35 protein-coding genes are annotated in these 20,832 nt (G+C 63.6%); 34 read left to right on the forward strand and 1 reads right to left on the reverse strand.

Going from position 1 to position 20,832, the window contains the following annotated elements; genetic code table 11:
• From ROA7023_RS15900 to rplP, 10 genes are all read left to right on the forward strand, one after another.
• A partial coding sequence (locus ROA7023_RS15900) for an EF-Tu C-terminal domain-related protein (protein WP_143535595.1) occupies window positions 1-93 on the forward strand: 93 nt, incomplete at its 5' end.
• A 153-nt stretch (window positions 94-246) separates the two neighbouring features.
• On the forward strand, window positions 247-558 hold the full coding sequence (gene rpsJ, locus ROA7023_RS15905) for a 30S ribosomal protein S10 (protein WP_085880029.1): 312 nt from the start codon (window positions 247-249) through the stop codon (window positions 556-558).
• 16 nt (window positions 559-574) lie between these two features.
• The gene (gene rplC / locus ROA7023_RS15910; protein WP_085880030.1) at window positions 575-1,435 is read left to right on the forward strand and encodes a 50S ribosomal protein L3; all 861 of its coding nucleotides are present in this window, start codon (window positions 575-577) and stop codon (window positions 1,433-1,435) included.
• A complete protein-coding gene (gene rplD / locus ROA7023_RS15915; protein WP_085880031.1) occupies window positions 1,432-2,049 on the forward strand; it encodes a 50S ribosomal protein L4 in 618 nt (205 codons plus the stop codon). Before rplC ends, rplD begins: the two co-directional genes overlap by 4 nt.
• Window positions 2,046-2,342, forward strand: a complete 297-nt coding sequence (locus ROA7023_RS15920) for a 50S ribosomal protein L23 (RefSeq protein WP_085880032.1) — start codon at window positions 2,046-2,048, stop codon at window positions 2,340-2,342. The genes rplD and ROA7023_RS15920 overlap by 4 nt, the downstream gene beginning before the upstream one ends.
• 159 nt (window positions 2,343-2,501) lie before the next feature.
• Window positions 2,502-3,344, forward strand: coding sequence for a 50S ribosomal protein L2 (rplB, locus tag ROA7023_RS15925; RefSeq protein ID WP_085880033.1), 843 nt, complete (start codon window positions 2,502-2,504; stop codon window positions 3,342-3,344).
• Between the two features lie 3 nt (window positions 3,345-3,347).
• Entirely contained in the window at window positions 3,348-3,626 is a 279-nt protein-coding gene (gene rpsS / locus ROA7023_RS15930; RefSeq protein WP_085880034.1) for a 30S ribosomal protein S19, read from the forward strand.
• Between the two features lie 3 nt (window positions 3,627-3,629).
• Entirely contained in the window at window positions 3,630-4,010 is a 381-nt protein-coding gene (rplV, locus tag ROA7023_RS15935; protein ID WP_085880035.1) for a 50S ribosomal protein L22, read from the forward strand.
• The gene (rpsC, locus tag ROA7023_RS15940) at window positions 4,010-4,726 is read left to right on the forward strand and encodes a 30S ribosomal protein S3 (protein ID WP_085880036.1); all 717 of its coding nucleotides are present in this window, start codon (window positions 4,010-4,012) and stop codon (window positions 4,724-4,726) included. Before rplV ends, rpsC begins: the two co-directional genes overlap by 1 nt.
• A gap of 12 nt (window positions 4,727-4,738) precedes the next feature.
• Window positions 4,739-5,152, forward strand: a complete 414-nt coding sequence (gene rplP, locus ROA7023_RS15945) for a 50S ribosomal protein L16 (RefSeq protein ID WP_085880037.1) — start codon at window positions 4,739-4,741, stop codon at window positions 5,150-5,152.
• Between the two features lie 120 nt (window positions 5,153-5,272).
• Here the strand turns inward: rplP and ROA7023_RS15950 are convergent, their stop codons facing one another.
• The gene (locus ROA7023_RS15950; protein WP_234992267.1) at window positions 5,273-5,998 is read right to left on the reverse strand and encodes a lysozyme family protein; all 726 of its coding nucleotides are present in this window, start codon (window positions 5,996-5,998) and stop codon (window positions 5,273-5,275) included.
• Window positions 5,999-6,131: 133 nt separating this feature from the next.
• Between ROA7023_RS15950 and ROA7023_RS15955 the strand changes: the two genes are divergently transcribed.
• The 24 genes from ROA7023_RS15955 to rplQ all read left to right on the forward strand — a co-directional run bounded on the left by ROA7023_RS15955 (window position 6,132) and on the right by rplQ (window position 20,744).
• Window positions 6,132-6,752: a 2OG-Fe(II) oxygenase family protein gene (locus ROA7023_RS15955; protein ID WP_085880039.1), complete on the forward strand. Its 621-nt coding sequence runs from the start codon at window positions 6,132-6,134 to the stop codon at window positions 6,750-6,752.
• A 48-nt stretch (window positions 6,753-6,800) separates the two neighbouring features.
• On the forward strand, window positions 6,801-7,406 hold the full coding sequence (locus ROA7023_RS15960; RefSeq protein WP_143535596.1) for a hypothetical protein: 606 nt from the start codon (window positions 6,801-6,803) through the stop codon (window positions 7,404-7,406).
• A gap of 138 nt (window positions 7,407-7,544) precedes the next feature.
• Window positions 7,545-7,751 (forward strand): 50S ribosomal protein L29, encoded by a 207-nt coding sequence (gene rpmC, locus ROA7023_RS15965; protein ID WP_085880041.1) that lies wholly within the window; start codon window positions 7,545-7,547, stop codon window positions 7,749-7,751.
• A gap of 3 nt (window positions 7,752-7,754) precedes the next feature.
• A complete protein-coding gene (gene rpsQ / locus ROA7023_RS15970; RefSeq protein ID WP_085880042.1) occupies window positions 7,755-7,985 on the forward strand; it encodes a 30S ribosomal protein S17 in 231 nt (76 codons plus the stop codon).
• Between the two features lie 77 nt (window positions 7,986-8,062).
• A complete protein-coding gene (gene rplN, locus ROA7023_RS15975) occupies window positions 8,063-8,431 on the forward strand; it encodes a 50S ribosomal protein L14 (RefSeq protein ID WP_085880043.1) in 369 nt (122 codons plus the stop codon).
• A complete protein-coding gene (rplX, locus tag ROA7023_RS15980) occupies window positions 8,432-8,737 on the forward strand; it encodes a 50S ribosomal protein L24 (protein WP_085880044.1) in 306 nt (101 codons plus the stop codon).
• A complete protein-coding gene (rplE, locus tag ROA7023_RS15985) occupies window positions 8,737-9,300 on the forward strand; it encodes a 50S ribosomal protein L5 (RefSeq protein WP_085880045.1) in 564 nt (187 codons plus the stop codon). The genes rplX and rplE overlap by 1 nt, the downstream gene beginning before the upstream one ends.
• A gap of 13 nt (window positions 9,301-9,313) precedes the next feature.
• Complete coding sequence (rpsN, locus tag ROA7023_RS15990) at window positions 9,314-9,619, forward strand: 30S ribosomal protein S14 (protein WP_085880046.1); 306 nt, start codon at window positions 9,314-9,316, stop codon at window positions 9,617-9,619.
• 13 nt (window positions 9,620-9,632) lie between these two features.
• Complete coding sequence (rpsH, locus tag ROA7023_RS15995; protein WP_085880047.1) at window positions 9,633-10,025, forward strand: 30S ribosomal protein S8; 393 nt, start codon at window positions 9,633-9,635, stop codon at window positions 10,023-10,025.
• Between the two features lie 10 nt (window positions 10,026-10,035).
• Window positions 10,036-10,569, forward strand: coding sequence for a 50S ribosomal protein L6 (gene rplF, locus ROA7023_RS16000; protein ID WP_085880048.1), 534 nt, complete (start codon window positions 10,036-10,038; stop codon window positions 10,567-10,569).
• 11 nt (window positions 10,570-10,580) lie between these two features.
• Window positions 10,581-10,940, forward strand: a complete 360-nt coding sequence (gene rplR, locus ROA7023_RS16005) for a 50S ribosomal protein L18 (protein ID WP_085880049.1) — start codon at window positions 10,581-10,583, stop codon at window positions 10,938-10,940.
• Between the two features lie 187 nt (window positions 10,941-11,127).
• Window positions 11,128-11,703 (forward strand): 30S ribosomal protein S5, encoded by a 576-nt coding sequence (gene rpsE, locus ROA7023_RS16010; RefSeq protein ID WP_085880050.1) that lies wholly within the window; start codon window positions 11,128-11,130, stop codon window positions 11,701-11,703.
• Between the two features lie 3 nt (window positions 11,704-11,706).
• Window positions 11,707-11,895, forward strand: a complete 189-nt coding sequence (rpmD, locus tag ROA7023_RS16015; protein WP_085880051.1) for a 50S ribosomal protein L30 — start codon at window positions 11,707-11,709, stop codon at window positions 11,893-11,895.
• A gap of 226 nt (window positions 11,896-12,121) precedes the next feature.
• Entirely contained in the window at window positions 12,122-12,904 is a 783-nt protein-coding gene (locus tag ROA7023_RS16020; RefSeq protein ID WP_085880052.1) for an MBL fold metallo-hydrolase, read from the forward strand.
• Window positions 12,905-13,090: 186 nt separating this feature from the next.
• Window positions 13,091-14,266: a glycosyltransferase gene (locus ROA7023_RS16025; protein WP_159458546.1), complete on the forward strand. Its 1,176-nt coding sequence runs from the start codon at window positions 13,091-13,093 to the stop codon at window positions 14,264-14,266.
• A gap of 201 nt (window positions 14,267-14,467) precedes the next feature.
• On the forward strand, window positions 14,468-14,941 hold the full coding sequence (gene rplO / locus ROA7023_RS16030; RefSeq protein WP_085880054.1) for a 50S ribosomal protein L15: 474 nt from the start codon (window positions 14,468-14,470) through the stop codon (window positions 14,939-14,941).
• 103 nt (window positions 14,942-15,044) lie between these two features.
• Window positions 15,045-16,415 carry a preprotein translocase subunit SecY gene (gene secY / locus ROA7023_RS16035; protein ID WP_085880055.1) on the forward strand — a complete coding sequence of 457 codons (1,371 nt, stop codon included), beginning with the start codon at window positions 15,045-15,047 and terminating at the stop codon, window positions 16,413-16,415.
• On the forward strand, window positions 16,412-17,059 hold the full coding sequence (locus ROA7023_RS16040) for an adenylate kinase (RefSeq protein WP_085880056.1): 648 nt from the start codon (window positions 16,412-16,414) through the stop codon (window positions 17,057-17,059). The genes secY and ROA7023_RS16040 overlap by 4 nt, the downstream gene beginning before the upstream one ends.
• Before the next feature lie 104 nt (window positions 17,060-17,163).
• Entirely contained in the window at window positions 17,164-17,577 is a 414-nt protein-coding gene (locus ROA7023_RS16045; RefSeq protein WP_159458547.1) for a hypothetical protein, read from the forward strand.
• Between the two features lie 77 nt (window positions 17,578-17,654).
• Window positions 17,655-18,047, forward strand: coding sequence for a hypothetical protein (locus ROA7023_RS16050; RefSeq protein WP_085880058.1), 393 nt, complete (start codon window positions 17,655-17,657; stop codon window positions 18,045-18,047).
• 244 nt (window positions 18,048-18,291) lie between these two features.
• The gene (rpsM, locus tag ROA7023_RS16055) at window positions 18,292-18,660 is read left to right on the forward strand and encodes a 30S ribosomal protein S13 (RefSeq protein WP_085880113.1); all 369 of its coding nucleotides are present in this window, start codon (window positions 18,292-18,294) and stop codon (window positions 18,658-18,660) included.
• A gap of 15 nt (window positions 18,661-18,675) precedes the next feature.
• A complete protein-coding gene (gene rpsK, locus ROA7023_RS16060; protein WP_085880059.1) occupies window positions 18,676-19,071 on the forward strand; it encodes a 30S ribosomal protein S11 in 396 nt (131 codons plus the stop codon).
• Between the two features lie 114 nt (window positions 19,072-19,185).
• Entirely contained in the window at window positions 19,186-20,202 is a 1,017-nt protein-coding gene (locus tag ROA7023_RS16065; RefSeq protein ID WP_085880114.1) for a DNA-directed RNA polymerase subunit alpha, read from the forward strand.
• A 119-nt stretch (window positions 20,203-20,321) separates the two neighbouring features.
• The gene (rplQ, locus tag ROA7023_RS16070) at window positions 20,322-20,744 is read left to right on the forward strand and encodes a 50S ribosomal protein L17 (protein WP_085880060.1); all 423 of its coding nucleotides are present in this window, start codon (window positions 20,322-20,324) and stop codon (window positions 20,742-20,744) included.
• Window positions 20,745-20,832: the final 88 nt, after the last annotated feature.

Genomic DNA, 20,832 nt, shown 5'->3' on the forward strand with positions numbered 1-20,832 from the left:
GCCCCGATCGCGATGGAAGACGGCCTGCGCTTCGCGATCCGCGAAGGCGGCCGCACCGTCGGCGCCGGCGTGGTCTCCAAGATCCTCGTCTGACCCCCAGACACCGGGCGCGGACAATCGCGCCCGGTCCCGACGTTCCGGGCGCCCCCTGCGGGGCGCCCAGCCAATAACAAGACCCCCTTACGTGGGCCGGCAATTGGGCTGGTCCACCTCTTTGGGAAGACTGCCGCGAAAGGCTGATGAGATATGGCACAGAGCCAAAACATCCGGATCCGGCTGAAGGCCTTCGATTACCGGGTGCTGGATGCCAGCACGCAGGAAATCGTCCAGACCGCGAAGCGCACCGGCGCGAGCGTGAGGGGCCCGATTCCGCTGCCCAACAAGATCGAGAAGTTCACGGTTCTCCGTGGCCCGCACATCGACAAGAAATCCCGTGACCAGTGGGAAATCCGTACGCACAAGCGGTTGCTCGACATTGTCGACCCGACCCCGCAGACCGTGGACGCGCTGATGAAGCTCGACCTGGCTGCCGGTGTCGACGTCGAGATCAAGGTTTAAGGGGAGCACGAGAGACATGTTGCGCTCTGGAATCATCGCCAAGAAGGTCGGGATGACCCGTATCTTCCAGGAAGACGGGAAGCAGATTCCCGTGACCGTTCTCCAACTCGACAAGTTGCAGGTCGTGGCCCAGCGGACCGCCGATAAGGATGGCTATTCCGCCGTTCAGCTCGGCGCCGGAAGAGCCAAGGCCAAGCGGACTTCGGCCCCCATGCGTGGCCACTTCGCCAAGGCGAATGTGGAACCCAAGCGCAAGATCGCCGAGTTCCGCGTGGCCCCCGAGAACATGATCGACGTGGGTGAGGAGATCACCGCCGACCATTACTTCGAGGGTCAGTTCGTCGACGTCTCGGGCACTTCGATCGGCAAGGGCTTTGCCGGTGCCATGAAGCGGCACAATTTCGGCGGCCTGCGCGCCACGCACGGCGTGTCGATCAGCCACCGGTCGCACGGCTCCACCGGCCAGTGTCAGGACCCCGGCAAGGTCTTCAAAGGCAAGAAGATGGCCGGCCACATGGGCGCCGCCAAGGTCACCACGCAGAACCTTCAAGTGGTCAAGACCGACGCCGACCGTGGCCTGATCATGGTCAAGGGCGCGGTCCCCGGCTCCAAGGGTGGCTGGGTCACGATCAAGGATGCGGTGAAGAAGCCGATCCCCGAGAACGTGATCTACCCCGCCGCGCTTCGGTCCGCCGGTGAAGAAGCCAAGCGTTTGGCCGAAGAATCCGCGGCCCAGGCCGAAGCCGAAGCCAAGGCCGCCGAAGAGGCGCGTCTGGCCGAGGAAGCCGCCGCTCAGGAAGAGGCGCTCAAGGCCGCTGAATCCGAGATTGCAGCCGAAGACTCTGCTGAGCCCGAGAAGAAGGAAGGCGACGAATGAAACTCGACGTGATCAATCTGGACGGCGGATCGGCCGGATCGGTGGATCTGGACGAGGCGCTTTTCGGTCTCGAGCCCCGCACCGACATCCTGCACCGTGTCGTCCGCTGGCAGCGTAACAACGCCATGGCCGGCACCCACAAGGTCAAGACCCGGCGCGAGACGTCCTACTCGACCAAGAAGATCTATCGCCAGAAGGGCACCGGCGGCGCACGCCACGGTGACCGGAACGCGCCGATCTTCCGCTCGGGTGGTGTCTACAAGGGCCCGACCCCGCGCAGCCACGGCCACGAGCTGACCAAGAAGTTCCGCAAGCTGGGCCTGCGCCATGCGCTGTCGGCCAAGATGAAGGCGGGCGAGCTGGTCGTGCTCGAATCGGCCGAGGCCGACGGCAAGACCTCGGCGCTGGCCAAGCAGCTGAAGAACCTCGGCTGGAAGCGGGCGCTTGTGATCGACGGGGCCGAGGTGAACGAGGGCTTTGCCCGCGCCGCCCAGAACCTGGAAACCATCAACGTGCTGCCCTCGATGGGCGCCAACGTCTACGACATCCTCCGCAGTGACACGCTCGTGCTCACCAAGGCGGGCGTCGAGGCCCTGGAGGCTCGACTGAAATGACCGCGAAGCCAGAGCATTACGACGTCATCGTCAAGCCGCTGATCACCGAAAAGACCACGATGGCATCCGAGGCCAACGCGGTGGTGTTCGAAGTGGCGATCGCCGCCAACAAGCCGCAGATCAAGGAGGCCGTCGAGGAGCTCTTTGGTGTGAAGGTGAAGGCCGTCAACACGACCATCACCAAAGGCAAGGTGAAGCGATTCCGCGGCCAGCCCGGCCGTCGGAAAGACGTCAAGAAAGCCTACGTCACCCTCGAAGAGGGCAACACCATTGACGTGACCACCGGCCTCTAATAGAGAGCGCCATCCGCGCGGCCCCGGTGATCTCCGGGGCTGCGTGTATTTCGGGGGAGCGTCCCGCGCCCGCCCGCCAGATAGGGGACCTTCGGGGCCCTTGGAACTGCCGGTCTGGCCACGATGGCCCGTCCGCAAAGCAACGGAAAGACAGTAAACATGGCACTCAAGTCGTACAAACCGACGACGCCTGGCCAGCGAGGGCTGGTTCTGATCGACCGTTCGGAGCTTTGGAAAGGTCGCCCGGTCAAGGCCCTCACCGAGGGTCTGACGAAGAACGGCGGCCGGAACAATACCGGACGGATCACCATGCGTCGCCGCGGCGGTGGGGCAAAGCGCCTCTACCGTATCGTGGATTTCAAGCGCACCAAGCGCGACGTCGAGGCGGTTATCGTCCGCATCGAATACGACCCCAACCGCACGGCCTTCATCGCCCTGGTCCAGTACATGGACGGCGAACAGGCCTACATCCTGGCGCCGCAGCGGCTTGCTGTCGGTGACAAGATCGTCGCGGGCGAAAAGGTCGACATCAAGCCGGGCAACGCGATGCCGTTCTCGGGCATGCCGATCGGCACGATCGTCCACAACATCGAGCTGAAGCCCGGCAAGGGCGGCCAGATCGCGCGCGCCGCGGGCACCTATGCCCAGTTCGTCGGCCGCGACGGGGGCTACGCCCAGATCCGGCTGAGCTCGGGCGAGCTGCGGATGGTGCGCCAGGAATGCATGGCCACCGTCGGTGCCGTGTCGAACCCCGACAATTCGAACCAGAACCTCGGCAAGGCCGGTCGGAACCGTCACTATGGCAAGCGGCCGTCTGTCCGCGGTGTCGTGATGAACCCGGTCGATCACCCGCATGGTGGTGGTGAGGGTCGGACCTCGGGCGGCCGTCACCCGGTGACGCCATGGGGCAAGCCGACCAAAGGCGCCCGAACCCGGAACAAGAACAAAGCGTCGCAAAAGCTGATCATCCGCTCGCGTCACGCCAAGAAGAAAGGGCGCTAAGATATGTCTCGCTCTGTTTGGAAAGGCCCGTTCGTCGATTCCTACGTTCTCAAGAAAGCCGAGAAGGCCCGTGAGTCCGAAAGAAAAGACGTCATCAAGATCTGGTCGCGCCGCTCGACGATCCTGCCCCAGTTCGTGGGTCTGACGTTTGGCGTCTACAACGGCCACAAGCACATCCCCGTCAACGTGTCCGAGGACATGATCGGCCAGAAGTTCGGTGAATATGCACCGACGCGGACCTACTACGGTCACGCGGCCGACAAGAAAGCGAAGCGGAAGTAAGTCATGGGCAAGGATAAAAACCCCCGCCGCGTGGCCGACAACGAAGCCCGGGCCAAGACCCGGATGCTGAAGACGTCGCCGCAGAAACTTAACCTGGTGGCCGGCATGATCCGCGGCAAGAAGGTTGAAAAGGCCCTCACGGACCTGACCTTCTCGAAGAAGCGCATCGCGCAGGACGTCAAGAAGTGCCTGCAGTCCGCGATCGCCAACGCCGAGAACAACCACAACCTGGACGTCGATGAACTGATCGTCGCCGAGGCCTATGTGGGCAAGAACCTGACGCTCAAGCGGGGCCGTCCCCGTGGCCGTGGCCGGTTCGGCAAGATCGTGAAGCCGTTCGCCGAAATCACCATCACGGTGCGTCAAGTCGAGGAGCAAGCCTAATGGGTAACAAGGTCAATCCGATTGGCATGCGCCTTCAGGTCAACCGCACCTGGGACAGCCGCTGGTACGCCGACACCAAGGATTACGGTGATCTGCTGCTCGAAGATCTCAAGATGCGCGAGTTCATCAAGAAAGAGTGCAAGCAGGCCGGGATTTCCCGCGTGATCATCGAACGTCCGCACCGCAAGTGCCGCGTGGCGATCCACACCGCGCGGCCCGGCGTCATCATCGGCAAGAAGGGCGCGGACATCGAAGTGCTCCGAAAGAAGCTTGCCAACCTGACGAAAAGCGAGCTGCACCTCAACATCGTCGAAGTGCGCAAGCCCGAACTGGACGCCGCCCTGGTTGGTGAAAGCATTGCCCAGCAGCTTGAGCGTCGTGTGTCCTTCCGCCGTGCAATGAAGCGCGCGGTGCAGAATGCGATGCGGATGGGTGCGCTTGGCATCCGGGTCAATGTCGCGGGCCGCCTCGGCGGCGCCGAGATCGCCCGGACCGAATGGTACCGCGAGGGCCGCGTGCCCCTGCACACCCTTCGGGCCGACATCGACTATGCGCCCACCGAGGCCGTGACGCCCTACGGCATCATCGGGATCAAGGTCTGGATCTTCAAAGGCGAGATCATGGAGCACGATCCCCAAGCCCGCGACCGCAAGGCCCAGGAGCTGCAGGACGGTCCGTCCCCGCGCGGCGCCGGTGGCCCGCGCCGCGACCGCTAAGGAGAGAACAAGATGCTGCAACCGAAGCGCACCAAGTTCCGCAAGCTCCACAAGGGCCGGATCAAGGGCGAAGCCAAAGGCGGCTCCGACCTGAACTTCGGCACCTACGGCCTGAAGGCCATGGAGCCCGAGCGGATCACAGCCCGCCAGATCGAGGCTGCCCGTCGTGCCATGACGCGTCACATGAAGCGTCAGGGCCGCGTCTGGATCCGGATCTTCCCGGATACCTCGGTGACCTCCAAGCCCGTCGAAGTTCGTATGGGCAAGGGCAAGGGCTCGGTCGATTTCTGGGCCGCCAAGGTCAAGCCCGGCCGGATCATGTTCGAGATTGACGGCGTGAACGACGACATCGCCCGCGAGGCCCTGCGCCTTGCCGCGATGAAGCTGCCGATCAAGACCCGCACCGTGGTCCGCGAAGACTGGTAAGCCCCGGCCGGACCTTCTTTGTCCGGCGGATCACGAGATCATCAAGAAGGCCCCCGGCATCCACATGCCGGGGGCCTTTTGACGTCTCGGGGGGGGCTTTCCAAACGGCGGGGCCCGGGGTCAGGCGCCGCTAGCGGGGAAGATCTGCGTCATCTGTTGCTCAAACCGCGCCCAGGTCATTGTCGCCGCATTGCCGGCATGCCCGTGGTAGTGCGACCGCCCCGTAGAGTTGGGCAGGCCGGCCCAGATCCGCGCGAGTTTGTTCATGAAGGCGACCCGACCGATGCGGCTGGCCAGAAAATCCTCGATACCCGCTTCGCGCAGCAATTGATCGGCGAGCCTGTCCTGCATGGCGGGGCTGAACAGCTGGTCCGTGCCGATCCCCTGATGTCGCACCAGGCGCTTCAGCGTGGCCGGGATGAACTGGTAGCGGCCGATGGCGTGAGGTTGGCCGGGCGTGGCGGCGATCCAGGCATAGATCTCGCTCAGCCGCATCTGCGTTGGCGGCTTGGGCGGGCGTATCCGGGCACCGTACTGCACCGCGTCGTAGCCCGCCGGCCCGGCCTCGGCCGAGGCGATCAGATCGCGCAGCCGCGCCACCGGCGTGCCCGACGCCGGCCCCTGGAGGATCGGAGCGGGGGCGCTGCGGTGCGCGGCACGTTCCCGCTCCGGCCAGGGTGCGAAATAGCTCGCCGCCCGGTCACTGTCGGCGAACAGGCTGGCACTGCCCCGGGCCGCGCCGTCGGGGGCGATCATCGCGATCACCGGGGCCTGCGCCGCCACCGGATCGAACAGCGACCCGACCTGCGCCGCCCCTGGACCCGCCGACAGCATCAACCACGTCATGCACCATCGCAGACACCCCATTCGCACCTCGTTCTGAAGCCTGTTGTGCGCACAGCATGACCGATCGGGGTTGAGATTCCCTTGCCGCCCGTCCCCCGCAATGCGACACCGGCGCCGCAGACCGGAGGACCACATGGCCGAGATCACATCGCTGTTCGTCACCCGCCTCTACCGAGCGCAATTGTCCGAGCTGGGCAAACCCGTCGATGCGGCCGAGCTCGAGGCGTCGTGCCTCTCGATCGCCGAGGATGACGAGGCGGGGCAGGACTGGTGCGAAAAGAACGGCTATCCCGGCTATACCAGCTATGCTTCGCTGACCGACCTGGGCTGGCGCTCGCCCATATTCGCGGACCTGATCAAGGTGCTCGACAAGCATGTGGCGGCCTTCGCGAAGGATCTGGAGTTCGACCTCGATGGAAAGAAACTCAAGCTCGAGGACATCTGGATCAACATCCTGCCCGAGGGCGGCACCCATTCCTCGCATATCCACCCGCATTCGGTGATCAGCGGCACCACCTACGTAGCGATGCCGACGGGCACCAGCGCATTGAAGCTCGAGGACCCGCGCCTGCCGATGATGATGGCCGCACCCACCCGCAAGAAGGACGCCCGTCGCAAGCTGCGTCCCTTCGTCTATGTCGCGCCCGAGGTCGGCGACGTGCTGATGTGGGAAAGCTGGTTGCGCCACGAGGTCCCGATGAACATGGCCGAGGACGAACGGATCTCGGTCAGTTTCAACTACCGGTGGGGATGATGGGATGGTCGCGGGTTGGCAGATAGGTGCTCTAGACCGGGCCGACCGATGAGCTATGAAAGTGAAATCGGGTTGCGCAAAGCATGGCCGACATCAAAATCTGTCGAGACTGTAGAAGCAATGTCGGGATACGCGCGTTTTGCGGCGTCCTATATGAAGGCTGCCACCGCAATCTATTCCCTTGATGGATGTACATACCCAACGCTCATTTTTGCAGGGCCCGTCATGCAGATGACGGGCTTGGCAACCGAACTAACTTTCAAGTCGATGCTGCGAGGCGCGGGCTCTTCTGAAAAGACCTTGAGGAAGTATAGTCACAACATCGTCGGTGCATTTGAACAAGTCTCGCAGCTGATCGACAAAAGTGCTTTTCAAAGGTTGGTTTGGGCCAATACCAAACACCTCACGACCCCAACTGAAGTTGTGGAGAGATACGTGGAACCGGGCAGTCCAAGTCCCCATTTGTCTTGGCGGTTCTTTGAGGGGCAACTCCATATTCTTGATGAGGTCTACGACAAGCCATATCGTAGTCGGTACTTCCAGGCTGGTCCTGTTGTCTTGCCAGAGCCCTACATCATCCTTGTCGGTGTCAAGATCTTGCTAAACGCTATGAGTGAAAGGCTCGACATTGATCTCTTGCCGTACTCAGAATGAACGAGGCGGACCTCGCACTTACTCCTTGCTCCCTAGTCGCCTTCGCTCTATATGAATGGCGCATCCACACTCCATCGGGAATCAGGGTGACCCGCCATCGCGGGGCCCTCCGGTGATGTTGACAGAAGGAACAGGCGCATGACCGCCACTGACCTGCGCGAAAAAAGCGCGGAGGAGCTGCGTGACCAGCTGCTCGCCCTCAAGAAAGAATCGTTCAACCTGCGCTTTCAGCAGGCCACCGGTTCGCTGACCAATACTGCCCGTATGCGTGCCGTCCGCCGGGACGTCGCCCGCGTGCGCACCATCCTGAACGAAAAGGCCGTCTCGGCCGCTGCGGAGGCCTGATAGATGCCCAAACGTATCCTGCAAGGCACCGTGACCAGCAACCAGAACGCCCAGACCGTCACCGTGTCGGTCGAGCGTCGCTTCAAGCACCCTCTGCTGCAAAAGACCGTCCGCAAGTCCAAGAAGTACCGGGCCCACGACGAGAACAACACTTTCAACGTCGGCGACATGGTCCGCATCCAGGAATGTGCGCCGAAATCGAAAACGAAACGCTGGGAGGTGATCGCCTCCTGAGGCTTTCACACCCGGTTTGAGCGAAACCCTGGGGTCCATGTCCGCCAAAGGCGGCCCCACAGGTCGGGAGAAACCAAATGATCCAGATGCAGACCAATCTGGATGTGGCTGACAACTCCGGTGCTCGGAGAGTTCAGTGCATCAAGGTCCTCGGCGGCTCGCACCGCCGTTACGCATCGGTCGGCGACATCATCGTCGTCTCCGTCAAGGAAGCCATTCCGCGTGGCCGTGTGAAGAAGGGCGATGTCCGCAAGGCCGTCGTCGTTCGCACCGCCAAGGAAGTGCGCCGCGAGGACGGGACAGCGATCCGCTTCGACCGCAATGCCGCCGTCATCCTCAACAACAACAACGAGCCGATCGGCACCCGGATCTTCGGGCCCGTGGTTCGTGAGCTGCGCGCGAAGAACTTCATGAAGATCATCTCGCTCGCTCCGGAGGTGCTGTAAATGGCCGCGAAAATCCGTAAAGGCGACAAGGTCGTTGTCCTCGCGGGCAAGGACAAGGGCAAGACCGGCGAGGTCTCCAGCGTGAGCCCCAAGGCCGGCAAGGCCGTTGTCGACGGCGTGAACATCGCCATCCGCCACACCAAGCAATCGCAATCCGACCAGGGCGGACGTCAGCCCAAGGCGATGCCGCTGGACCTTTCCAACCTCGCGCTGGTCGACGGCAATGGCAAGGCGACCCGCGTCGGCTTCCGCATCGAGGACGGCAAGAAGGTCCGCTTTGCCAAGACCACGGGAGACGCGATCTGATGCTTGATACAGGCACCTACACCCCCCGTCTCAAGACGGTCTACCGGGACACCATCAAGCCCGCGATGATCGAAGAGTTCGGCTACAAGAACGCCATGCAGACGCCGCGTCTGGACAAGATCGTCCTGAACATCGGCGCCGGCGCCGAATCCGTTCGGGACAGCAAGAAGGCCAAGACAGCGGCCGACGACCTGACCACGATCTCGGGCCAGCAGGCCGTCGTCACCAAGGCAAGAAAGTCGATCGCCGGCTTCCGGGTCCGTGAAGACATGCCGCTGGGCGCCAAGGTGACCCTGCGCGGTGACCGGATGTACGAATTCCTCGACCGCCTGATCACAGTGGCTCTGCCGCGCGTCCGCGACTTCCGCGGCGTCCCCGGCAAGTCGTTCGATGGCCACGGCAACTACGCCATGGGCATCAAGGACCACATCGTCTTCCCCGAGATCAACTTCGACAAGGTCGATGAAGTCTGGGGTATCGACGTCGTCATCTGCACCACCGCCGCGACCGACGCGGAAGCCAAAGCGCTGTTGAAGCATTTCAACATGCCGTTCAACAGCTGAGGGGACACAAGACATGGCCAAGAAATCCATGATCGAACGCGAGAAGAAGCGTCAGCGGCTGGTTGCACAATACGCCGCTCAGCGCGCTGCTCTGAAAGAGATCGCGAACGACGAAAGCAAACCGATGGAAGAGCGGTTCAAGGCTCGGCTCAAGCTTGCCAAGCTACCCCGCAACTCCTCGCCCACCCGTCTTCACAACCGTTGCCAGCTTACGGGGCGTCCGCACGCCTATTATCGCAAGCTCAAGGTCAGCCGGATCGCCCTGCGCGAGCTTGGCTCGAACGGTCAGGCCCCCGGCCTCGTGAAGTCCAGCTGGTAAGGAGGGCAGAGATATGAACGATCCTATCGGCGATATGCTGACCCGTATCCGCAACGGCCAGATGCGCGGCAAGTCCACCGTGATGACGCCCGCCTCCAAGCTGCGCGGCTGGGTGCTCGATGTGCTGGCTGACGAGGGCTACATCCGTGGCTACGAGTCCGCGACCGACAAGTCAGGTCACCCGGCCTACGAGATCAGCCTGAAGTACTACGAGGGTACGCCCGTCATTCGCGAAGTGAAGCGGGTCTCCAAGCCCGGCCGTCGCGTCTACATGAGCGTGAAGGACATTCCGACGGTCCGTCAGGGCCTCGGCGTGTCGATTGTCTCCACCCCGAAGGGTGTGATGTCGGACGCAAACGCACGAACCGCCAATGTCGGCGGCGAAGTGCTCTGCACCGTATTCTGAGGAGAAGGCGATGTCTCGTATTGGCAAGAAAGCGGTCGAGCTGCCGTCGGGGGTTTCGGCTTCCGTCTCCGGCCAGACCGTCGAAGTGAAGGGCCCCAAGGGCACCCGCACGTTCACCGCGACCGACGACGTGACGCTCACGGTGGGCGACGACGGGGTGCTGGTGACGCCGCGCGGCAAGTCCAAGCGCGCCCGTCAGCAATGGGGCATGTCCCGCACCATGGTGGCGAACCTCGTCACCGGCGTGTCGGACGGCTTCAAGAAAGAGCTCGAGATCAACGGCGTGGGCTACCGGGCGCAGATGCAGGGCAATGTCCTGAAGCTGAACCTGGGCTATTCGCATGACGTGAATTTCGAAGTGCCCGAAGGGGTGACCGTGACCGCGCCGAAGCAGACGCAGATCGTTGTCGAAGGCATCGATCAGCAGCTTGTCGGCCAGGTTGCAGCCAACATTCGCGAATGGCGTGCGCCCGAGCCCTACAAGGGCAAGGGGATCAAGTACGCGGGCGAGTATATCTTCCGCAAGGAAGGCAAGAAGAAGTAAGGACCGCAGAGATGGCAAACAACAAGCGCACCTTGTTCCTGAAGCGCCGCCTGCGCGTCCGGAACAAACTTCGCAAGGTCTCGGTCGGGCGTCCCCGCCTGTCCGTGCACCGCTCGAACAAGAACATCAGCGTTCAGCTGATCGACGATGTGCAGGGCGTGACCCTGGCCTCGGCCTCCTCGCTCGAGAAGGACCTGGGCATCATCGGCAAGAACAACCTCGAAGCAGCCGCGAAGGTCGGCGCTGCGATCGCCGAGCGCGCCAAGGCCGCCGGTGTGAGCGAGGCGCAGTTCGACCGTGGCGGGTTCCTCTACCACGGCAAGATCAAGGCCCTGGCCGAGGCTGCCCGCGAAGGCGGCCTGAAGGTCTGATCGCCGGCGGCAAGGTGCGCATCATCTGCGCACCCTGCGCCCGAAAACGAACCGGGGTGCGCAGCTGATGCGCACCTCGGCAACTGCAGATGGCAGGCGGGTCGCCCCGCCTCGATGATCGGGGAGCTTTCGGGCTCACTTCGATTGACCAACAAGTGGCGCGGACGCGCTGACGAAAGGACGCCAAATGGCAAGAGAACCGAACAACCGAGGCCGGCGCGATCGCGACGAGTCCCCCGAATTCTCCGATCGCCTTGTCGCGATCAACCGGGTTTCCAAGACCGTCAAGGGCGGCAAGCGCTTCGGCTTCGCCGCGCTCGTCGTCGTCGGCGACCAGAAGGGCCGCGTCGGCTTTGGCAAGGGCAAGGCCAAGGAGGTCCCCGAGGCCATCCGCAAGGCCACCGAGCAGGCCAAGCGCCAGATGATCCGCGTCGCCCTGCGTGAGGGCCGCACCCTGCACCACGACATGGAAGGTCGCCATGGCGCGGGCCGCGTCGTGATGCGGACCGCCCCCCAGGGTACCGGCATCATCGCCGGTGGTCCGATGCGCGCCGTGTTCGAGATGCTGGGCATCCAGGACGTGGTCGCCAAGTCGGTCGGCTCTTCGAACCCCTACAACATGATCCGCGCCACCCTCGACGGCCTGACCAAAGAGCAATCGCCCCGCGCGGTTGCCCAGCGTCGCGGCAAGAAGGTGTCGGACATCCTGCCCAAGCGTGACGAGGCCCCGGCCGAGTCCACCCAAGTCGCCGAGGAGGCCTGATCCATGGCTAAGACCATCGTCGTCAAGCAGATCGGCTCTCCGATCCGCCGTCCCGAGATCCAGCGCAAGACCCTCATCGGTCTGGGCCTGAACAAGATGCACAAGACCCGCGAGCTGGAGGATACCCCTTCCGTGCGCGGCATGGTCGCCAAGATCCCGCATCTGGTCGAGATCATCGAAGAGCGCGGCTGACCGCACCCGAGGTACACGGCCCGACAGGGACAAGGACAAGCAAAGCGCCCCGGCCGCCGTGCCGGGGCGCTTCGCGTTTCAGCGGCAGGGGTTTCAGCGGCAGGGAGCGCGGGCCGGTCGAAGCGCCGGGCCTGCCCCCCGCCGCATTGGCATGACGGAGATGTGATTGAAGCGGCCCACGAACGCGTTACCTCCCGTAGGAGAGATCGAAACTACAGGATGTGACATGACCCAGACCAGACGCACCTTTCTCGCGACAGCCGCCGCAGGCGCCGGCGTGATCACCGTGCTGCCCTTCGCGGCCCGTGCCGCAGCCCACGCGTCCGACATGTTCGAGACTGCCAACGGCGCGATAACAGTGCATCCCGTCGCCCACGCTTCCTTTGTCATGGAGACGCCCGCCGGTGTGATCTATTCCGACCCGGTCGGCGACGCCTCTGCCTATGCCGACTTTCCGGCGCCGGACCTGATCGTCGTCACCCACGAGCATGGCGACCACTACAACGCCGACACGCTGGCCGCGCTGATGGGCGAAGGCACGACCCTGGTGGTGAACCCCGCCGTCGCCGGGATGCTGCCCGAGGACATGATGGCGACCGCGATCGCCAACGGCGAGAGCACCACCTGGAACGGCGTCACCATCGACGCGATCCCGGCCTACAACATCACCGAGGGGCGCGAGAATTTTCACCCCGAGGGGCGTGACAACGGCTATGTCATGACCATCGACGGGTTCCGGGTCTACATCTCCGGCGACACCGAGGACATCCCCGAGATGCGGGCGTTGACCGACATCGACCTTTGCTTCCTGTGCATGAACCTGCCGTTCACCATCGACGCCGAGGCCGCGGCCAGCGCCGTGCAGGACTTCCGGCCGACCTATGTCTATCCCTATCATTACCGTGGTCGGGACGGCGGGACGCAGGATCCCGAAGAATTCGCGACCCTCGCGGGCGATGCCACGACGGTCAAGATGGGCGGCTGGTACGCACCGGGCGAGCTGGGCTGACGTCTCCGCTCGTCGCTTTCGGCATCGAACGCCCCGGTCGTAAGGCCGGGGCGTTTTGTGTGCCGCTCCCGGACTACCTTTACGGGGCTCTTGAGAGGGGCCAAAGTCGCGGAAACGTCCGGGAGATTTGACCCATGGGAAATGAGCTACGGGATGCGTCTGGGTCCCGGGCCGAAAGGGGTCATGATGCGCTTTGTCTTCACGTCGACACATCTGTCCGGCCATCTGTTGCCGCTGCTGCGCTACGGTCAGGCGCTCCGGGACCGGGGCCAAGAGGTGCGCTTTGCCAGCACCGAAGCGGCGCGGCCGGCCTTGGAGAAGGCTGGGCTGGAGCTTTTCGTGGTCGACGAGCCGCCCGAGGAAGACACCAAGGCGGTCTGGGAAAGGCTCGACGCGGCCGACGCCCACGGCGCCCTTCTGGTGGCGTTCGGGGAATTGTTCGGCGGGATCACTCCGAAAGCGGCCATGCCCCGCGTCATGACCCTGATCGAGGAATGGCAGCCGGACCTGATCCTGCGCGAATGCGCCGCACCCGTGGGCCTCGTCGCCGCGCAGAAGGCGGGGCTGAAATCCGCGCGGATCGGCATCATGTCCGACCAGTTCTACGATACTCACCGGGACGTCTATTTCTCCGCCATCGACCGCCTGCGGGTCGAGGCCGGCCTCTCGCCGGACGCGGGGGCGGGATGGGCGGCGGAACAGGCGTTCACCTCCTTTCCCGAGGCGGTCGACCGGTTCGCGCTGGACGACGGGCAGCATGAACCGTTGCGCGTGCGCCCCCTCGGCTCCGCCACCAAGGCGTCGGCCGAGATGCCCGCCTGGAAGCCGACGGACGGCCGGCCCCTGCTCTATATCACCCTGGGCACGGTCTCGGGCCGTTCCGAGCGGGTTCGGAAGACCTATCTCCGAGCCCTCGAGGCCGTGTCCACACTGCCGGTCCAGGCTTTGCTCACCACCGGGCCGATCATGCAACACGAGATGCTGGGGACCATTCCCGACAACGTCTTCGTCGAGACGTTCATCCCCCAGGCCGAGGTCTTCGAGCATGCCAGCGCCGTGGTCAATCATGGAGGGTCGGGCACCTTCATCGGCGCCCTTGCGGCCGGTTTGCCACAAGTGGTCGTGCCGCTCTTCGCCGACCAGCCGGCCAACGCCCGTGCGTTGGAGGCGTCGGGGGCGGGGATCTCTGTCTATGACAGCGAGGTGGAGACGTTGCGAGCCGCGATGGAGCGTGTCCTCGTCGACGAAAAGATCCGCGCCGCCGCCGCGAGGGTCGCGGCGGAAATGGCCGGGATGCGCTCAATGGATGAGGCCGTCGACAAGATCGAAGCCCTGGCGACAGACGCTCGCGCCCCGCATTGACGGGTGCGCCCGGGACGGCGGCGGCGGTGCGTCGCGGGCGGTTTGCGGCCCCGCCCGGGCGGGCAACGCGGCGCAAGGCTTGATCCCCCCCGCGCAAGGCCGTATAGGCCCCCGGTGGACCTGTGCGGTCCCGACTCAACTCATGTATGCCGTGTGCGCCCATCTCGCTTCGGGGGCGTTTCCGGCTCGAAAGGAAGCGACATGAAACTGAACGATCTCCGGGACAACCCCGGTGCCTCCAAGAAACGTATGCGCGTCGCGCGCGGCCCCGGTTCCGGCAAGGGCAAGATGGGCGGCCGTGGTATCAAGGGTCAGAAATCCCGCTCGGGCGTGGCCATCAAGGGCTACGAGGGCGGCCAGATGCCGCTTTACCAGCGTCTGCCCAAGCGCGGCTTCAACAACCGCAACCGCAAGAGTTTTGCCGTGGTGAACCTGGGTCTGATCCAGAAATTCATCGACGCCGGCAAGCTCGGCACCGACATCACCGAGGACAGCCTTGTGGAAAGCGGCCTCGTGCGTCGCAAGAAGGACGGCGTGCGCGTCCTGGCTAAGGGCGACTTCTCCGCAAAGGCCACGATTTCCGTCACCGGCGCGTCGCAGGGTGCGATCGACGCGGTGGAAAAGGCCGGTGGTTCGCTCACCGTCGACGCGGCTCCGGCAGTTGCCGAAGCCTGAGCGGTTGTGAGGGGCGTCAAAGCCCCTTACATCTCGACCGAACCTATCTCGCACCGCCGACCGGTCCCCGGTCCGGCGGTGTGACCCTGACAAGAGAGCGCCCATGGCATCAGCAGCAGAGCAAATGGCGTCGAACATGAGCTGGGGGGCCTTCGGCAAGGCCACCGAGCTTCGGCAGCGCATCCTATTCACCATCGGCCTTCTCATGGTCTACCGCCTGGGCACCTATATCCCCGTTCCGGGGATCGACGGCACCGCCCTGCGGCAGTTCATGGACGAGGCGGCGGCCGGCATCGGCGGCATCCTGTCGATGTTCACCGGAGGGGCGCTGTCCCGCATGGGCATCTTTGCCCTCGGGATCATGCCATACATTTCGGCCTCGATCATCGTGCAGCTGCTGGGCTCGATGTACGAGCCCTGGAAGAATCTCAAGAAAGAGGGTGAGGCCGGCCGCAAGAAGCTGAACCAGTATACCCGCTACGGCACCGTCCTGCTTGCGACCTTCCAGGCCTACGGGCTGGCCGTTTCGCTGGAGGCGGGGGACCTTGCCTCCGATCCGGGGCTGTTCTTCCGGGCCTCGACCGTCATCACGCTTGTGGGCGGCACGATGTTCCTGATGTGGCTGGGCGAGCAGATCACCTCGCGCGGGATCGGCAACGGCATTTCGCTCATCATCTTCGTGGGCATCATCGCCGAGGTGCCGGCCGCGCTGGCGCAATTCCTGTCGCAGGGCCGCTCGGGCGCGATCTCGCCGGCGGTCATCATCGGGGTGATCCTGATGGTCATCGCGGTGCTGACCTTCGTGGTCTTCATGGAGCGGGCGCTGCGAAAGATCCACATCCAGTATCCGCGCCGCCAGGTCGGCATGAAGGTCTATGACGGCGGCTCATCCCACCTTCCGATCAAGGTCAACCCGGCCGGTGTCATCCCCGCGATCTTCGCCTCGGCGCTGCTGTTGCTGCCGACGACCCTGTCGACCTTCTCGGGCGGCGATGCCGGTCCGGTCATGTCGACGATCCTGGCCTATTTCGGCCCCGGCCAGCCGCTCTACCTGCTGTTCTTCGGCGCCATGATCGTGTTCTTCACCTACTTCTACACCAAGGAAGTGGCGTTCAAGACAGACGACGTGGCGGACAACCTCAAGAACCAGAACGGCTTTGTTCCCGGCATCCGTCCGGGCAAGCGGACGGCCGAGTATCTGGACTATGTCGTCACCCGACTGCTGGTGCTCGGCTCCGGCTATCTCGCCCTCGTGGCGCTGCTGCCCGAGATCCTGCGCGCCCAACTGGCGATTCCGTTCTACTTCGGCGGGACCTCGATCCTGATCATCGTCTCGGTCGGCATGGACACGATCCAGCAGGTGCAGTCGCATCTGCTAGCCCACCAGTACGAAGGCCTGATCGAAAAGAGCCAGCTGCGCGGCCGTCGCAGCGGGCAGGGGACCAAGAAACGCAAAGGACCGGCCCGCAAATGAACATCATACTGCTGGGCCCCCCGGGGGCAGGAAAGGGGACCCAGGCACGGCGTCTGGTCGACCACCGCAAGATGGTTCAGCTGTCCACCGGGGACATGCTGCGCGAGGCGCGGACCTCGGGAACCGAGATGGGCAAGGTAGTGGCCGACGTGATGGACCGCGGCGACCTTGTCACCGACGAGATCGTCATCGGCCTGATCCGCGAACAGCTGACGACCGTGACCGCGCCCGGCGGCTTCATCTTCGACGGCTTTCCCCGGACGCTGGCGCAGGCCGATGCCCTGGGTGCACTGCTGGCCGACCTTGGCCAGACACTGCACTGCGTGGTCGAGATCCGCGTCCGCGACGAAGAGCTGGTCAACCGGATCTCGGCGCGGTCTACCTGCGCAACCTGCGGCGAGGTCTACAACGACGAGACGAAGCCGATCCCGGCCCATGGCAAATGCTCCAACTGCGGCGGCACGGAATTCAAGCGCCGGGCCGACGACAATGCCGAAAGCCTCAAGACCCGGCTCATGGCCTATTACAAGCAAACCTCGCCGCTGCTGGGCTATTACTACGTAAAGGGCCTGCTGCGCGGCGTCGACGGCATGGGCGAGATCGACGAGGTCGCCAGCGAGATCGCCGAGACCCTCGACGCGTGACGCCCGGGCCGCTGGCTTGCGCCGGTCGAGGGGGGTCGTGACTGGCGATTGACTTTGGCCATGGCCCCCCGCACCTTGGCCGAAACAACACGTCGAGGACCCTCATGACATCGATGCGATCAATGCTGCTGCGCCCGACGCTCGCGCTGACACTCGCGGCTGCGCCCGTGGCCGGGATGGCCAACGAGGGCATCCTCGTCAGCGATCCCGCGGCCTGCCAGTGGATGGTCGATGTCGATCCCGAGCTGCACATCATTCGCGTTGTCGTCGACGGGCAGGCGATGGCCCTGACCTCGATCGCGATGTCCGGCGACGAGATCGACTGTGTCTTTGCCGACGAGCTGGATTTCGACTGGAGCGACTGGCGGCGGCAGATCACCCCGGGCTATTGCGAGTCCAGCGAACACATCTCTCCGACGGTGTTCGTGATCGAAAGCTATCCGGAAGTGCCCGGTGAAATCCGGGTCTGGCAGCAGGGCGACGACGCGCCCACGGTCTTTTACACCTGCGACAACTGACAGGTCGGCGGCGCCGCCGGACCTCGGCAGCACCCGTGAACAGGCCGATGACGCCAAGAACCGAAACGGAGAGACTGATGGTCCGATCACTTGCCGCCCTTGCCGCCCTGATCCTGCCCGCTGCACTGAATGCAGAGCCCGTTCTTGTCGATGATCCCGCGGCCTGCGCCTTGTATGATGCCAATGCGCCGGGCGCGATGATGACGCTTCAGGGCGAGGATCGGACCGTCCTGACGCCCGACGGCATGTCGGCGATCGAGTGGTATTGCGAATTCGAGACTCCGGTTGAGCTCGACTGGGCCGACGACGCTCTCGCGATCCGGCCCGGCTATTGCATGGAGCCGGGCCCGGGCGTCTTTCCCGACGTCTTCGTGATCGCGGATTTCCAGGGCGAGGACGGCATCGTCTACCTGTGGTCCATGAGCGGGGGCGGCACAGGCGAAGCGACGGTCTTCTACCGCTGCGACTGAGCGCGGGGGCGATTGCGACGGCACCCCGGGGGGGGGAGCTGCAAACCTCTTGACAGGGGGTTGACGCACCGGTCGTCAACCCATAATTAGCCCCATCCCCACAGGGAGAATCACGGCTGGAATCCGGGTCGCACCCGGCGCTTCACCGATCACCTCGAGATGACATCGGCCCGCGGCTCACGCGGGCCTCTGTTGTGAAAAAAGGGCCTGGAACGACGGGCCCGCAACGAAAGGAATGACGACCTTGGCACGTATTGCCGGCGTGAACATCCCCACTGCAAAGCGGGTTCCGATCGCCCTCACCTATATCACCGGTATTGGCCCCTCCTCCGCAAAGACCATTTGCGAGGCCGTCAACATCGACCTGTCCCGCCGCGTCAACGAATTGTCCGATTCCGAGGTGCTGGCCATCCGCGAGCATATCGACGCGAACTTCACCGTCGAAGGCGATCTGCGCCGTGAGACGCAGATGAACATCAAGCGTCTGATGGACCTCGGCTGCTACCGCGGCCTGCGTCATCGCCGCAACCTCCCCGTTCGCGGTCAGCGGACCCACACCAACGCGCGCACGCGCAAGGGCCCCGCAAAGGCCATTGCCGGCAAGAAGAAATAAGGGAGGCTCGCAAACATGGCACGTGATACCCGTCGCGGAGGCACCAAGAAGAAGGTCTCCAAGAACATCGCCGCCGGTGTGGCGCATGTGAATTCTTCGTTCAACAACACCAAGATCCTGATTTCGGACGTGCAGGGCAATGCGATCGCCTGGTCGTCGGCCGGCACCATGGGGTTCAAGGGCTCGCGCAAATCGACGCCCTATGCCGCCCAGATGGCCGCCGAAGACGCGGGCAAGAAAGCGCAGGAACATGGCGTCAAGACGCTCGAAGTCGAAGTGCAAGGCCCCGGGTCGGGCCGTGAGAGTGCCCTGCGTGCGCTCGCCGCTGCCGGCTTCAATATCACGTCGATCCGCGACGTGACGCCGATCGCTCACAATGGCTGCCGCCCGCCGAAGCGCCGGCGCGTCTGATCCGACACTTTGCATACTGGGGCCGTGCGGTTGTGCACGGCCCCAATACGTCATTTTGAAACCTCGGGAGTCTCGCTTCTTGGTCATGGAAGCAGGACAGGAATGGAGGGACGCATGATCCACAAGAATTGGGCCGAGCTGATCAAACCCAGCCAGCTGGAGGTGAAACCCGGCAACGACCCCATGCGCGTCGCGACCGTGGTCGCGGAACCGCTCGAGCGGGGCTTTGGCCTCACCCTCGGCAATGCATTGCGGCGCGTGCTGCTTTCCTCGCTTCAGGGCGCGGCGATCACCGCTGTGCAGATCGACAACGTGCTGCACGAGTTCTCGTCCGTGTCCGGTGTTGCGGAAGACGTGACGGATATCGTCCTCAACCTCAAGGGCGTGTCGATCCGGATGGACGTCGAAGGGCCCAAGCGCCTGACGGTTCAGGCCAAGGGCCCTGGCGCGGTCACGGCGGGTGATATTTCCGAAACGGCCGGGATCGAGATCCTGAACAAGGATCATCTGATCTGTCACCTCGATGAAGGCGCCGACCTCTACATGGAGTTGACGGTCAATCAGGGCAAAGGCTACGTCGCGGCTGAGAAGAACAAGCCGGAAGACGCGCCCATCGGCATGATCGCGATCGACGCGATCTACTCGCCGGTCAAGAAGGTCAGCTACGATGTCCAACCCACCCGTGAGGGCCAGGTTCTGGATTATGACAAGCTGACCATGAAGGTGGAGACCGACGGGTCGCTTTCCCCGGACGATGCGGTCGCCTATGCCGCGCGCATCATCCAGGATCAGCTGTCGATCTTCGTCAACTTCGACGAGCCCGAAAGTGCACAGGCGCTTTCCGACGAGGACGGGCTGGAGTTCAACCCGCTGCTTCTGAAGAAAGTGGACGAGTTGGAGCTGTCCGTGCGGTCAGCGAATTGTCTCAAGAACGACAACATCGTCTATATCGGTGATCTCATCCAGAAAACCGAAGCCGAGATGCTACGCACGCCGAACTTCGGCCGGAAATCCCTGAACGAGATCAAGGAAGTCCTGTCCGGTATGGGACTTCACCTTGGAATGGATGTCGAAGACTGGCCGCCGGAAAACATTGAAGACCTGGCCAAGAAATTCGAGGACCAGTTCTGATCTAGAAGTAGGATGGGTGATATCACCCATCCTACCCAACACCCCGGGCAATCCCGCCCCAAGGAGAGCCGATGACACGCATCATCGGCCAGACAAAGCAAAAGCTTAGGAGATAGAAAATGCGTCACGCTCGCGGATACCGCCGCCTCAACCGAACGCACGAGCACCGCAAGGCGCTCTGGGCGAACATGGCAGGCTCGCTCATCGAACATGAGCAGATCAAGACGACCCTGCCGAAAGCCAAGGAGCTCAAGCGTATCGTCGACAAACTCATCACGCTCGGCAAGCATGGCCCGGAAAATTTGCATGCGCGCCGCCAGGCCCGTGCAAGGCTCAAGCAGGACGCCTATGTGGTCAAGCTGTTCGAGGTTCTCGGCCCGCGGTATGCAGAACGCAAAGGCGGCTATGTCCGGGTGCTGAAAGCGGGCTTCCGCTACGGCGACATGGCTCCGATGGCGATCATCGAGCTAGTAGATCGCGACGCCGCCGCCAAGGGTGCGGGCGATCGGGCGCGGCTTGAAGCCATGGACGAAGACGCGTAGGCGCCTTCCTATCTCTGCAATGGAAAAACCCCACCCATGGTGGGGTTTTTTTGTTTCGAACATGTCTTCCGGTTGTTCCGGGAAATCC

This window comes from Roseisalinus antarcticus, assembly GCF_900172355.1.
Classification (GTDB): Bacteria; Pseudomonadota; Alphaproteobacteria; order Rhodobacterales; family Rhodobacteraceae; genus Oceanicola; species Oceanicola antarcticus_A.